Raw genomic sequence first — 13,293 nt, 5'->3', positions numbered from 1 at the left:
AAAGCGGCAGGACTACCATGCTGTTCGAGCCCGGGTGGTACGCGCCACCCGCCCAGACGCACGTGTAACACCGGCGAAACACGGGCTTGACTACAGGGAAACACGGCATCCATAGCGTCTGGTCGCGACGAACCCATGCAATCGACACTGGCTGGGAACCGATCCGTAAGGAGAACAAGTGACGTTCAGCACGGCCGACGAGGTCATCAAGTACATCGCTGACGAGGACATCGAGTACGTCGACATCCGCTTCAGCGATCTTCCCGGTGTGCAGCAGCACTTCTCGATCCCGGCGAAGGCCTTCACCACCGACCTCGCCGAGGAAGGGCTAGCGTTCGACGGCTCTTCCGTCCGTGGCTTCCAGTCGATCGACGAGTCGGACATGCTGCTGCTGCCCGACTACAGCACGGCGCGCGTCGATCCGTTCCGCGCCGCCAAGACGCTGAACCTGAACTTCTTCGTGCACGACCCGTTCACCCGGGAGGCCTACAGCCGCGACCCGCGTAACGTCGCGCGCAAGGCGGAGGAGTACCTGCGCTCGACCGGCATCGCCGACACCGCGTACTTCGGCCCCGAGGCGGAGTTCTACATCTTCGACTCGATCCGCTACGACTCGGGCATGAACGGCGCCTTCTACGAGATCGAGTCGATCTCGGGTTCCTGGAACACCGGCAAGGAGTTCAACCCGGACGGCACCCGCAACCGCGGCTACAAGGTCCGCAACAAGGGCGGATACTTCCCGGTCGCGCCGTACGACCACTACGTCGACCTGCGCGACAAGATCTCCACCAACCTGCAGAACGCGGGCTTCGAGCTGGAGCGCGGCCACCACGAGGTCGGCACCGCCGGTCAGGCCGAGATCAACTACCGGTTCAACACCCTGCTGCACGCGGCCGACGATCTGCAGCTGTTCAAGTACATCGTCAAGAACACCGCGTGGCAGGAAGGCAAGACCGTCACCTTCATGCCGAAGCCGCTCTTCGGTGACAACGGCTCGGGCATGCACGTGCACCAGTCGCTGTGGAAGGACGGCAAGCCGCTGTTCCACGACGAGGCCGGCTACGGCGGCCTGTCGGACCTGGCACGCCACTACATCGGCGGCATCCTGCACCACGCGCCGTCGCTGCTGGCCTTCACCAACCCGACGGTGAACTCCTACCACCGCCTGGTCCCCGGCTACGAGGCCCCGATCAACCTGGTGTACTCGCAGCGCAACCGCTCCGCCGCGGTCCGCATCCCGGTCACCGGCAACAACCCGAAGGCCAAGCGCCTCGAGTTCCGTGCGCCGGACTCCTCGGGCAACCCGTACCTGGCCTTCGCCGCCATGATGATGGCCGGCCTGGACGGCATCAAGAAGAAGATCGAGCCGATGGCCCCGGTCGACAAGGACCTCTACGAGCTCCCGCCGGAGGAGGCCAAGAACATCCCGCAGGCCCCCACCAGCCTGGCCTCGGTCATCGACCGCCTCGAGCAGGACCACGACTACCTCACCGAAGGCAACGTCTTCACCGAGGACCTGATCGAGACCTGGATCAGCATCAAGCGCGAGAGCGAGATCGCGCCGGTGAACCTGCGCCCGCACCCGTACGAGTTCGAGCTGTACTTCGACGTGTAAGTCGGCAACCGGCTCTGACCTGCGCATAGCCAGCGAGTCCATCCGTTCCGCGATCAGTGCATCTGGTCGCGAAGCGGGTGGACTCGTCTGCGTTCGGAGCAGGTCGTCATATTCGCGGAAGCGAGTAAGGAACCCACCACTCAGCAGGGCAAACCACGGGGCATTCGCGAGCCGACTCTCCGTATGACGCGCTCGTCCTCACGGAAGATGAATCGATCGCACCCCGGCTGATCGCCCGATCCGACGTCGACGGGTGGCTCGGCAAGGGGGCCGATAAAGGCGTACAGCTCCCAATATCCACCGGAGCCGTCGTTTTTCGGAAGCAGGTCGTAGGCGAGTTCCCGCACCCTCCTCCAGTTGTCCGCGTCGAACGGATCTCGGATGACATCTCCCACTCGGACCTCGGTCACGTCCACTGATTCGGTTCGCATCGGCGGAGTCTGGCACAGGCAACCTGAATGCCAGCTGAAGGCGGCGCGGCCGACCCGCTCCGCCGCGATAGTCGGTGAGTCCATCCGTTCCACGATCTCTTCGCTGGGCAGGGCGGGTTGGTGACGGCGGTGATGCGGCATTCGGTGTTCCAGGTGTAGTGAGACGATCGCCAGTTTCCGCCCTCCGGACGGGGTGTTGCTGTCGAGCATCCGCGGATGCGCCGGGATACCGGACGATCTCCCGCAATTCCAATGCGTCACTACTGGCGAGCGCGTCGCCCACGGTCCTGGCAGGCGCGGGATGGCCGACGTTTTCTTCTCATGCTTGGGAAGCTTGTGGCAAGTATGAAGAACCAGGAATCTATCATCCATGGGAGGAGGTGGCATGCGAAAAGAGCTGGGTGTCAACCCGACTGTGCGTTCGATGAGCGCGCGGTCCGGCATGCCTGTTCAAGGGATGTCAGTTCGCTGCCCGGTCGCCAGGCGGGTGGTTCGTCGTTCGCCGGGGGTGCGGCGATCGTGGCGGAGGATCGGGTCCGCATGATGCATCCGTATACGGTAGCGGCGCTGGAATCCGGTCGGGCGCTGGTACATACCGTCGATGACATGCTGGAGCGGATCGACCGGATCCGCGCCCGGCGGCCTTCCCCCAGTACACGGGTGATTCCGGAAGTGGACGCGATGGGCAGACTCACCGATCTGTACATCGCCCCGGGAACGATCGCGCACGCTGCTAGCAGGCAGGAGTTGGTGGCCGACATCATGGCAGCGATTCGAGACAGCACCATGGATGCGCTGCGGCAGCACGAAATTGCCGTCAAGGGGACGACCTGGCCCAAGGCGCCGAGGCCGCAGCCGTAACTTGCCGGTGTGCTCGACGATCCCCAGGAGTGATGCGGTGACGGATCTGGATACGCCGGATGGTGCCGAGGCTGAGTCGCCGCCCGATTGGCGCAACCTCGTCTACGAGGTGTTCAATCCTGAGTACTCGGTTGGCGTGGCATGCGACCGCAGCGGCATGATCGTCGGTCTCCATCTCGGCGACGAGGTGGGGGAGCACACGGACGACTGGCTGGCCGGCGAGGTTCTTCGAGTCGCTCGATTGGCCTACCTGAAGTCCCGGGTCGGTCGGCGTGCGGAGCTGCTGTACAACGGCGGGTTACCGCGTCTCGCCGACTCGTTGGGGTTACCCACTGAGGCCGAGTACAGCATCATGGAGAAGGCCGAGTTCGGTGAGCGCTTCTGATTCCGGCCTAGCGTGAGCGGCGCGGCGCCGGGCGGTGCGCCGCTCACGCTCTTGCCCTTGTTGTCCCCAAGGTTGGGGATGCGCGAGAATCGAAATAGCGCTCGGAGTGGAAAGAGTTCGTCGATATGAAAGAATTCAGGCAAGATACGCAAAATATGCGTAGTCGGAGCAAGGCTGACCATCTCAAGGTAGCCCCTGCTCGCGAGCGGGCGAAACATAATCCGGATTATTCGACCAACTTCTATACCAATGTCGGTCACGCGGCCCACGGGTTCAAGGAGAAGGCCGAGCGGTATCTCTCGGCTCGTGCCGACGGTTGGAATGGGGTGGGGGATCGCCAGCAACGTAAGGGCGACATCGGGTATTCGGCCGCGGGTGCGATCGATAACACCGACATCGAAGGCGGCTCGAGGGTTCGGCGTTCGGCGCCAGAGGTGTGAGGCGCTGGTGGTCCGACGGGTGTCCGGTTGGGGGGATTCGGTATGGGGGATGTTGCCGGCTTGCGAACGTTTCGGTGGCACGCATGTGATCGAGGGCTGTGCTGATGGGAAATGAAGATCATTGCGGCATCATCAATCGGGGGGATACCCTCAATGAGGGGGATCGACTGTACTCGCCGAATGAAAAGTGCAGGTTGGGTATCCGGGACGGCCGGATGGTCCGCGAGCACATTGATTCCGGCACCCTCGTCTCATCGTCGGGCGATCAAACCATCGGCACCGGGATAGGGCTTGCGGCAATCGCAGCACCGACGCCGCTCATCGAGGCGGGCCCATGACCGATTACTACGTATACAACGAAAAAGGCGAGTTCGAAGAGCGGGACAGCCCACCTGAGTCGGGCTTCTACTATACCCAAGATGGTAGTTTGGATCCTGACTTCGCCCTTTGGGAAGCGAAGCCTGGCGGTGGGGACCCCACAAAGATACAAGAGTGGGATGACCTCGATGACATCGATACCATCACCATCTCCGATGGGCGGGTATTCGAATCGGAGAATCGGGGAGGCACGCTCTATGGCAACCCCGACAAGCCGTTGCCTGAGCAGAATCGTGAACCGACCCCCACTGCAGAGGAACAGGCAGCGGAAGAGGAAGCGCAGCGGCAAGAGACAGAGTTCTTAGGGACCGACAAGGATTTCAAAGCAGGCGACGACCTCGCTGATTCCCCGCTGGAGATCCGGGTGCCGCCGGGTAGCGCGTCGGACGACCTGACGACATTCATCGATCTGGCGAACTATCGGCTCAAGTATTTGATGTACCAAATGGGCGCGGGCAAGAAGCCGGAAGCCTTCGGCTCTGCTGTGGACAAATCTGTTCGCTTCTGGGATGACGACCTGGGGGGCGATTTCTATAACAAAATTGAAGATGGGGCAGCAGTTGAAGCCGGGGGTGCATCGGGCGCTACCGAAGATGCATATCAATCGGCCACAGATTTTCTCCACGAACTGGCCGGGGAGTGGAGTATGTGGGACGATAAGTTCGATGAGGCGAACACGGAGCTCACGCACGACAATTATCGTACATACCAGCGGATGTACGACAAGATTCAGGAAGCCCACGACGACATCTGGGCGGCACTGAAACAACCTCATGCCGGATATTATGGCGGGAGTACGTTCAGCGAAAACAACTTCACGGCGCCGGGCATTCAGAACATAGTCGAAGAAAAGCCGATTTACGGCCTCGTCAACCAAGCGATCGAGTATTGCGTGGGACAGGTCTCCGACTACGCGGATCGGGCCGAGGAGCATGCAGATCGGTTCGGGGATTTCCCGGGGTATCCCTCAGGCGACGGTGGTGACAATGGGGGGGATAATGGCGGAGATGGCGGAGATGGCAATGGGGGAGATAATGGTGGTGACAACGGCGGAGGTAATGGCGGTAACAACGGTGGGGATAATGGCGGTTACAATGGCGGATACGACGGATTCACTGGTCAGGATGGTTCCACACAGCAAGCGGGTTTCCAGAACGAGGATCTGAGTTCCACGTTCGAGGATTTGCTCCCGGGTGCTACGGACACCACAGATCCCCTGGCCGGTACGCAGACCGGTTTGGGCGACCTTACCGGCGATGCGGCGTCGAGCATGGACATCGGCTCTCTGATCCAGGCGGCGTCGCAAGGCGCCGGAACCGGGTCGGGAACCGGCACGACCGTGCCGGCCGGCAATGTCACGCCCCCCGCCAATAACGACAACAGTGCATTGCAGAATCTCGCTTTGATGAGCGCTCTCGGGGGAATGAACCAAGGAAATCAGCCCCGCGATGATAGAGGCTACGAGGAGCGGGCGGCGGCGCGTGAGGAGCGGGCTGCGCGCGAGGAACGGCAGCGTGAACGCGAGCGCAACGCGCAGGCGACCACCACCAATCCCGCTGTTCAGACGTCGCCTCCCGGCGTGACGGCGCCGACCTATGCTGGTACTCCGCCGCCGGTTACGACACAGGGCGATCTGCGGACTTACCAAATCGACAATTCTAAGGTGCAGGTTTCGCCTCCGGTCGAGGAGGCTTTGCGGCGGCAGCACCAGAATGTCGCCATGAATGCGATGGACGCATACAAGGGAACCGCGGGTGAATTGAATGCGGATCATCCGCCCGCGATTGTCGATGATCTGGCCAAGTTGGCGACGGGCGATATCGTGCAGTGGGAGAAGCACAGTGCATTGATCATCAGAGACCAGAACGGGCTGAGTATCCTGGACGACGGTCATCTCGTTCCCTTCGATCCCAACAATCCGCCGTTGACGGAGAAGTACGGGAGTTTCCGGGGCTACCTCCACCCGACCGGTTTGGATAGCGGCACTGCCGACACCGCATCCACGGCGCCGCCTCCGGCGACCGTGAGCACAGCGCAGCCCGGCAGCCCGCCACCTGTTGGGCCACCACAGATCTGAGCGGCCGGAGGTATGGCCCCGAAGAAGGACCTCGTCATCGGTGCGGTGGCGGGGTACGAGTGGGCTGATGTCGAGGTATGGGCGAGGAGCCTCGTGGCGAGCGGATTCGCCGGTGTGGGCGTTGTCGTCGTCTACGACCGGGGTCGCCGCGGCGATGTCGTGGTCCAGAAGCTGAAAGCTCTCGGGCTGTACGCGGTACGGATGTCGCTGCGTGGCAGCGTATACAACACGCGGTTCGACGATATCGCGCAGGTTCTGCGGACCTTCGCGCGTTCGCTCCGGTTCGCCATTGTCACCGACGTGCGTGATGTGTACTTCCAAACAGATCCGGTCTTGTGGTTGGAAAACCACTTGGAACGATCGTTTCTCGCCGTCGGTGAGGGGGTGCGGTACTGCGACGAGGCATGGAATCGGAACAACCTGCAGCGGAGTTTTCCGGCACATGCCGAGCGGTTGTGGCCGAAGGTGGTCCGCAATGTCGGTGTCCTGGCCGGCCAGGCCGGTGCGGTGGCGGATCTGTGTCTTGCCGTCTCCCTGATCGCGGAGTCGGCCGGGGGGCCGGTCGCGGATCAGAGCGCGTACAACTTGCTGCTGGATATGGAGCCGTATCGCTCGGCTGTGCAGTTGGTGGCTTCGGAGGACGGGTTCGCTTGTCAAGGCGCCACGTTGGGGGATCCGCGCTTGCTCCGGACCCTACGCCCGTTCCTTGTGGAACCCGAGCCGGTCCTCACCGCGGAAGGCGTGCGGACCTCCGCGGGCAAGCTGTACCCGATTGTGCATCAATATGATCGGGTACCAGAGTGGAATCGGATGCTGCGGGGCAGACTGCGGTGGGCACCCGCGGTCGACGCGGGCGACATGGTCGGGAGTACGCCCGACAGCGCACTCCGGCAGCGTGAACCTTCCGGATCTGGCTTGGCCCGTATTCTCGGTGATGCCGACGGCGCCTCGATCCTGCATGTGGCACAGAGCATCGGCGTACCTCGGGCCAGCTCGTCGATCCAGCTGTATTCGCCGGCGCCCGACGACTCTTCGCTCGGCGAGGAATCGAAGGTGCGCGAGTGAGCGCGGCTCTTTCGTCCGATCTACCAGCGACCTCCCGGGTTGCCCGGCTGGGTCAGGTGGTCTGGATACTCGTCTCCGCTTCGACCTGCTCACCGGCACCCACGGAGCGTCGATTGATGGTGAACTCGAAACTGCCGTAGCGATTTCGCCCGGTTCCGGCGTCTTCCCAGGTGTACCCGTATTTGCCGATATGCTCCAAACGGAATCGGGTATCGGCGTGGATGCGGAAATCGGAGCGTCGAGCGCGCTCACAGAATGCGAAATCCTCACTGAGATACCAGTGGTTCTCGCCATCCGGGATGATCATCGGCAGGAAGTACGGGACATTGGCGCGCCCGAACCGCTCATTGCAGACCGGGAGCTTTTCCTGTTCCGCGATCTTCTCGTAGACGCACCGTTTGGTGAGCAGGAATCCGCCTGCTGCATATCGGATCTCCAGCGTGCCGCCGCCCGTGCCGAATATGATCTTATCTGTGCCGGGCAACAGGCTGCAGACCAGTTCGCGCGACCTTTTCTTGGGATATATACCGCAGACAATCGGCAAGTCGTGGGACCGCAGCATCCCTACCGCTTTCGGATGGAAGCGGACATCCGCATCGATCCACATCAGCTCCTCGAAACCCTCCGCCAAGGCATCGGTGGCGATTTGGCTGCGCGCCTGGTCGATCGCGGAACAACCGTAGACGCGCCAGACCGGATAGCCGAGCCGTTCGAGTTCCGCCAACCCCTCCGCGCACCCGGGCTCGATGTAGTCGCGCACCGGCACCAGCACGACACAGCGCGAGGGATCCGTCATCATTTCTCCACCTGGCAAAGGGCTCACAGACCAGGGCAACTGTACCCGGCGGGTGGTGATCGACAGTTGGTGGGAAGCCGTGCGGCGAGGCAGATCAGCAGCCGTTGGCAGCCGCCACTCGCCCGGAGTGAGCCGGTCGCCGGTAGGCCGGGCCTCGAGCGGTTTCAGGCGCGGGTTTTCTCCCCACGCCTCGCGGCGGCGAGCTGATTCGGCATTGGTTCATGGCGCGCATAGGTGCGCGTGAAATCGCCGGTGCCGTGCGATATCGAACGTAGGTCGATGGCGTAGCGGCTGAGCTCGAGTTCCGGCACTTCGGCGTGAATCCTGGTGCGCCCGGAGCCGTGCGGTTCGGTGCCGAGAACACGTCCGCGCCGACTCGACAGGTCACTCAGCACCGGTCCGACATACTCGTCGGTGACCAGCACCCAGACTTCGGCGAGCGGCTCCAGCACTCGGATTCCGGCAGTCGCGGCTGCCTCACGGAGTGCGAGCGCGCCCGCGGTCTGGAACGCGGCGTCGGACGAGTCGACCGAGTGGGCTTTGCCGTCGAACAGGGTGACCCGCACGTCCACGAGTGGATACCCGGCCGTGAGCCCACGCGACGCTTGCGCTCGCACACCCTTCTCCACCGACGGAATGAACTGGCGCGGAACAACTCCGCCGACCACCTTGTCCACGAATTCGATCCCCGCCCCTTCGGGCAGCGGTTCGACCTCGATCTCGCACACGGCGTACTGCCCGTGCCCGCCGGACTGCTTCACATGCCTGCCGCGCCCGGTCGCCTTGCCCGCGAACGTCTCGCGCAACGCCACCACGTGGTCGATCACGTCGACCTGCACCCCGAACCGCGTCCGCAACCGCTCCAAGGCCACGTCGCGATGTGCTTCGCCGAGACACCACAGCACCAGCTGATGCGTCTGCCCGTTGTGCTCGAGCCGCAGGGCCGGGTCCTCGGCGGCCAAGCGGGACAGGCTCTGGGAGAGTTTGTCCTCGTCGGCCTTGCTGTGCGCGCGAATTGCGATGGGTAGCAGAGGGTCGGGCATCGGCCATGGCTCGATCCGCAACGGGTTGTCGGTGGACGACAAGGTGTCGCCGGTCTCGGCGCGGCTGAGTTTGGTGACGTAGGCGATGTCGCCCGCGATCGCCTGCCCGAGCGGGCGCTGCTGCCTGCCGAAGGGGGCGGAAATGGCGCCGACGCGCTCGTCCACCTCGTGACTCTCGTGCCCGCGGTCCTCGAGACCATGGCCGCTGACGTGCACCGTGTCGTCGGGGTGCAAGGTCCCGGAGAAGACGCGGACCATGCAGACCCGTCCGACGTACGGGTCGGACGCGGTGCGGATCACCTCGGCGGCCAGCTCGCCGTCCGGGTCGCAGCGCAGCGGTTGCGGTCCCGCGCCGTTGCTGGCCGTGATGGCGTGCTCGACCGGTGTCGGAAACCCGCCGGTGACCAGCTCGAGGAGCTCGACGGTGCCCAGGCCCTGCTTCGCGCCTTCGGGCGCGGGCGCCGCGAAGAGCACCGGATGGAAGCTTCCGCGCGCGACCGCCCGCTCCAAATCGGCGACCAGCGTCGCCAGGCTGATCTCCTCGCCCTCCAGGTAGCGGTCCATCAGGCTTTCGTCTTCGCTCTCGGCGATGATGCCCTCGATGAGGCGGTTGCGCGCCTCCTGCAGCTCGGGTACCTGCTCGGCGGACGGGTTGCTCTGGACCTCCGTTCCGGACGAATAGTCACCTATGCAATGCGGTAGCAGCTCCACCATGCCGGTGACCGGGCGGTGACCGTCCGGGTTCTTCGGGCCGTACACCGGAAGGTGTAGCGGCAGAATGCTTTCCGTCGATCCGCCGCCGAGCACGGTTTGGCATGCGTCGGCCATTACGTCGTACTCGTCGCGTGCTGTATCCAGGTGCGTGATCACGATCGCGCGCGGCATCCCGACCGCGGCACACTCCTCCCACAGCGCCCGGGTCGTCCCCGCGAGTCCTTCCGACCCTTCGGCCGCGGAGATGACGAACAGCGCCGCGTCGGCCGCGCGCAGTCCCGCCCGCAGCTCGCCCACGAAGTCCGCGTACCCCGGCGTGTCGAGCAGGTTGATCTTCACTCCGCCCCACGTCACCGGCACCACCGACAGCTGCACCGAGCGGTGCTGGCGATGCTCGATCTCGTCGTAGTCCGACAGCGACGTGCCGTCCTCGACCCGGCCGGCGCGATTCACCGCCCGCGCGGTGAGCGCCATGGCCTCCACCAGCGTGGTCTTTCCCGATCCGCTGGGCCCGACCAGGACCACGTTGCGGATCTGCTTGGGGCCCTCCGCCGCCACGCCGTTGCCTGCGGGCGCTCCGTTGGTCTTGTCCACCATGCGTCTCGCTCCTTCGCCGACACCTGCGGTACATCAACCTTCCCACCGGGCGTCACCTCCCGTCCACGAATCGGGAGATCGGGCTGTGAGGAGCGCTGGTCACAAGGTGTTCACTGCGGGCGGCCACCATATTGCGCACGGCGCTGGGCCCGGTGCGTTGCCTTTCCGGTCCAGGTAGAACAGGTGCCCGGCCTCGACCAGGCTGGGCGCGAGTCTGCCGACGTCGGCTTCTGGCGCCGCCCAAGAGCCGAGCGAGCCTGTTCTGCCTCAGGATATCGATCCAGACCGGGTGATTCCCCTTTGCAACCGCACCTGAAATTTACACTCCATTGAGTTATGGGTGAACGAAAATCAAGCGATTCTAAAAAATCACCATAGATGTCGGAATCCGGTTGACCCGACGGCCCGATTTGATATGAACTGAGGCGGCTGGGCCGCCCGAATGGGAGATTTCAATGAAGCGGGGAATCAGAAATATTCCACATACGGAGATGGCTGGCGCAGGTACGACGGTCCGGGGTGTCGAGGTTGTCCGCGGGGCCGGGCTCGGTGTCCACGGCGTCAGTTCCATCAGCCTCGACGGGGCTCGCGTATCCAATGCCGAATTGCCGACAGGTCCGGCGTGGTCCGAGGGCCCCGGCGGGAAGGGGAGAGCCCGATGAGCAGGAGTCCAGACGAGGTCGTCGATCTGATCAGAGGGCACTATGATGCGGGGACCTGGGTCGATGGACCCGGTTTTCAGGACGGCCAAGCCGAGGACGCGTTGAAGGCGCTGAGCACGCTGGCCGAGGAGGATCCAGCCGGGTTCGCGGAGGCTCTCGGCGAACTCGTCGAAAACGATTACAACTTCGACAGCAAAGAAGCGGACGGGGTTTCAGCATACATCGGGAAATGGGATAAAAGCTTAATAGAACAACTCATCCACGATGCCGAGGAGAAGGGCCTCACGGATGAATACGCGCATATCATCGAGGCGCTCGAGACCGGTGACGCGTCAGCGGTCGTCACCGAGGAAGAGGAGGCAGCGGAACAGGAAGCGGAACAGCAAGAGGACGAGTTCTTAGGGTCTGACAAGGATTTTAAAGCAGGCGACGACTTCGCTGAGTTCCCGCTGGAGATCCGGGTGCCGCCAGGTAGCGCGTCGGACGACCTGACGACGTTCATCGAATTGGCGAACTTTCGGCTCAAGTATTTAATGTTCCAGATGGGGGAGGGTAAGAAGCCGATCGCCTTCGACGAGGGAAAGGATGATAACTTCTGGGACGACGACTTGGGTGACGACTCGGGTGACAATTTCTATAACAATATTGAATCCGGGGCGTCGGGTGCTACCGAAGATGCATATCAATCGGCCACAGATTTTCTCCACGAACTGGCCGGGGAGTGGAGTATGTGGGACGAAAGGTTCGAGGAGGCGAACACGGAACTCACGTACGATAATTATCGTACGTACCAGCGGATGTACGACAGGATTCAGGAGGCCCATGATGCAATCTGGTCGGTGCTCAAAGAACCCCATGCCGGATCCTACGGCAGTGGGTATCCCTCGTACAGGGAAGACAACTTCACGGCGCCTGGTATTCAGCACCTAATCGAAGAAGCGCCCATTTACGGCATCGTCAACCAGGCACTCGAGGAGTGCATAAAAGATGTCAACGACTACGCGATCCGGGCCGAAGAACATGCAGATCGGTTCGGGGACTTCCCTGGGTACCCCTCGGACGAGGAGGAGAGCGGAGAGGGCGATGGCGATGGCGAAGGCAGCGGTGATGGCGAAGGCGAAGGCGAAGGCAGTGGTGATGGTGATGGCGATGGCGATGGCGAAGGAAGCGGGGACGGAGACGGTAGCGAAACTCCCCTTTACGATGATCCTTTCGCACAAGCCGGTCTAGAGAACGAGGATCTGAGTTCCACGTTCGAGGATTTGCTCCCGGGGGCTACGGACACCACGGATTTGCTGGGCGGTACCGAGTCGATTCTGGGCGGTGACACGCCGTCGAGCATGGATATCGGTTCTCTGATCCAGGCGGCGACGCAAGGTTCCGGGGCCGGGTCGGGAACTGGCATGACCACAGGAAATGCCGCGACCCCAACGAACAACAACAGTGGCACCGATATGATCGGGCCGCTGATGGCGATGAACGCTCTGTCGCAGGCGGGAAACCAAAATAACCGTCCGCCCACGGATGACAGAGGCGACGAGAAGGATCCGCGTGACGAGCGGGAACACGAGCAGAACCGCAACGCGCCGGCGAACACCGCCAACCCAGCTGTTCAGACGTCTCCTCCCGGCGTGACTGCGCCGACGTATGCGGGTACTCCGCCGACGATAACGACACCGGGCGCGGCGGTGGATGTCCAAATCGGCGAATCGACCGTGAAGGCGCCGCAGGGTCCGGTGGCGGAGGCTTTGCAGAAGCAGGTGCAGAATTTCGCCTTCGATGCGAAAGCCGCATACGCGGGGACTGCGGGTGAGTTGACCGCAGATCATCCGCCGGCGATCGTCGATGACCTCACCAAGCTGCAGACGGGCGATTACGTGGAGTGGGAGAGGTTCAGTGCGCTGATCGTCAAAGACGAGAACGGCCAACTGAATATCCTGGACAACGGTCGTCTGGTTCCCTTCGATCCCAATAACCCTCCACTGGTAGAAAAGTACGGTAATTTCAGGGGCTATTTCCACCCGACCGGACTGGATAGCGCCGCTGGTGTCGGATCAGCGGCGCCGCCTCCGGCGACCGTGAGCACAGCACAGCCCGGCGGCCTCCCACCCGTTCCGCCACCGCAGATCTGAGCGGCCGGAAGGTTCCGCCTTGCCTCCGCCGGTGGTCCGGAAGTCCTGACGTCGGCGCGGTCGGCGAAGGTTTGGCGGGCCGCTCGGCAGCGTCCGC

The 13,293-nt window shown here is 63.1% G+C and carries 11 protein-coding genes; 8 read left to right on the top strand and 3 right to left on the bottom strand.

Annotation, left to right across the window (positions count from 1 at the left end):
* Positions 1-178: 178 nt before the first annotated feature.
* Positions 179-1,615 carry a type I glutamate--ammonia ligase gene (gene glnA / locus AB0M45_RS22045; protein WP_364332119.1) on the top strand — a complete coding sequence of 479 codons (1,437 nt, stop codon included), beginning with the start codon at positions 179-181 and terminating at the stop codon, positions 1,613-1,615.
* A gap of 140 nt (positions 1,616-1,755) precedes the next feature.
* Here glnA and AB0M45_RS22040 read toward each other — a convergent pair whose 3' ends face one another.
* On the bottom strand, positions 1,756-2,046 hold the full coding sequence (locus AB0M45_RS22040; protein WP_364332116.1) for a hypothetical protein: 291 nt from the start codon (positions 2,044-2,046) through the stop codon (positions 1,756-1,758).
* 540 nt (positions 2,047-2,586) lie between these two features.
* Here AB0M45_RS22040 and AB0M45_RS22035 point away from each other — a divergent pair.
* The 6 genes from AB0M45_RS22035 to AB0M45_RS22010 all read left to right on the top strand — a co-directional run bounded on the left by AB0M45_RS22035 (position 2,587) and on the right by AB0M45_RS22010 (position 7,252).
* A complete protein-coding gene (locus tag AB0M45_RS22035) occupies positions 2,587-2,907 on the top strand; it encodes a hypothetical protein (RefSeq protein WP_364332113.1) in 321 nt (106 codons plus the stop codon).
* A 37-nt stretch (positions 2,908-2,944) separates the two neighbouring features.
* Positions 2,945-3,292 (top strand): hypothetical protein, encoded by a 348-nt coding sequence (locus tag AB0M45_RS22030; protein WP_364332110.1) that lies wholly within the window; start codon positions 2,945-2,947, stop codon positions 3,290-3,292.
* Between the two features lie 125 nt (positions 3,293-3,417).
* Positions 3,418-3,732: a hypothetical protein gene (locus AB0M45_RS22025; RefSeq protein ID WP_364332107.1), complete on the top strand. Its 315-nt coding sequence runs from the start codon at positions 3,418-3,420 to the stop codon at positions 3,730-3,732.
* Between the two features lie 104 nt (positions 3,733-3,836).
* Entirely contained in the window at positions 3,837-4,070 is a 234-nt protein-coding gene (locus AB0M45_RS22020; protein ID WP_364332104.1) for a hypothetical protein, read from the top strand.
* The gene (locus tag AB0M45_RS22015) at positions 4,067-6,187 is read left to right on the top strand and encodes a hypothetical protein (RefSeq protein ID WP_364332101.1); all 2,121 of its coding nucleotides are present in this window, start codon (positions 4,067-4,069) and stop codon (positions 6,185-6,187) included. The genes AB0M45_RS22020 and AB0M45_RS22015 overlap by 4 nt, the downstream gene beginning before the upstream one ends.
* Before the next feature lie 12 nt (positions 6,188-6,199).
* Positions 6,200-7,252 (top strand): hypothetical protein, encoded by a 1,053-nt coding sequence (locus tag AB0M45_RS22010; protein ID WP_364332098.1) that lies wholly within the window; start codon positions 6,200-6,202, stop codon positions 7,250-7,252.
* A gap of 52 nt (positions 7,253-7,304) precedes the next feature.
* Here AB0M45_RS22010 and AB0M45_RS22005 read toward each other — a convergent pair whose 3' ends face one another.
* Entirely contained in the window at positions 7,305-8,024 is a 720-nt protein-coding gene (locus AB0M45_RS22005; RefSeq protein WP_364332095.1) for a hypothetical protein, read from the bottom strand.
* Positions 8,025-8,212: 188 nt separating this feature from the next.
* On the bottom strand, positions 8,213-10,402 hold the full coding sequence (locus tag AB0M45_RS22000; RefSeq protein WP_364332092.1) for an elongation factor G-like protein EF-G2: 2,190 nt from the start codon (positions 10,400-10,402) through the stop codon (positions 8,213-8,215).
* A 658-nt stretch (positions 10,403-11,060) separates the two neighbouring features.
* Between AB0M45_RS22000 and AB0M45_RS21995 the strand changes: the two genes are divergently transcribed.
* The gene (locus AB0M45_RS21995; RefSeq protein ID WP_364332088.1) at positions 11,061-13,196 is read left to right on the top strand and encodes a hypothetical protein; all 2,136 of its coding nucleotides are present in this window, start codon (positions 11,061-11,063) and stop codon (positions 13,194-13,196) included.
* Positions 13,197-13,293 lie beyond the last annotated feature (97 nt).

The organism is Nocardia sp. NPDC051787 (assembly GCF_040681325.1).
In the GTDB taxonomy this organism is placed as follows: Bacteria; Actinomycetota; Actinomycetes; order Mycobacteriales; family Mycobacteriaceae; genus Nocardia.
Note: the sequence above shows the minus strand (reverse complement) of the source record. Positions and strands in the feature narration are given on the sequence as shown.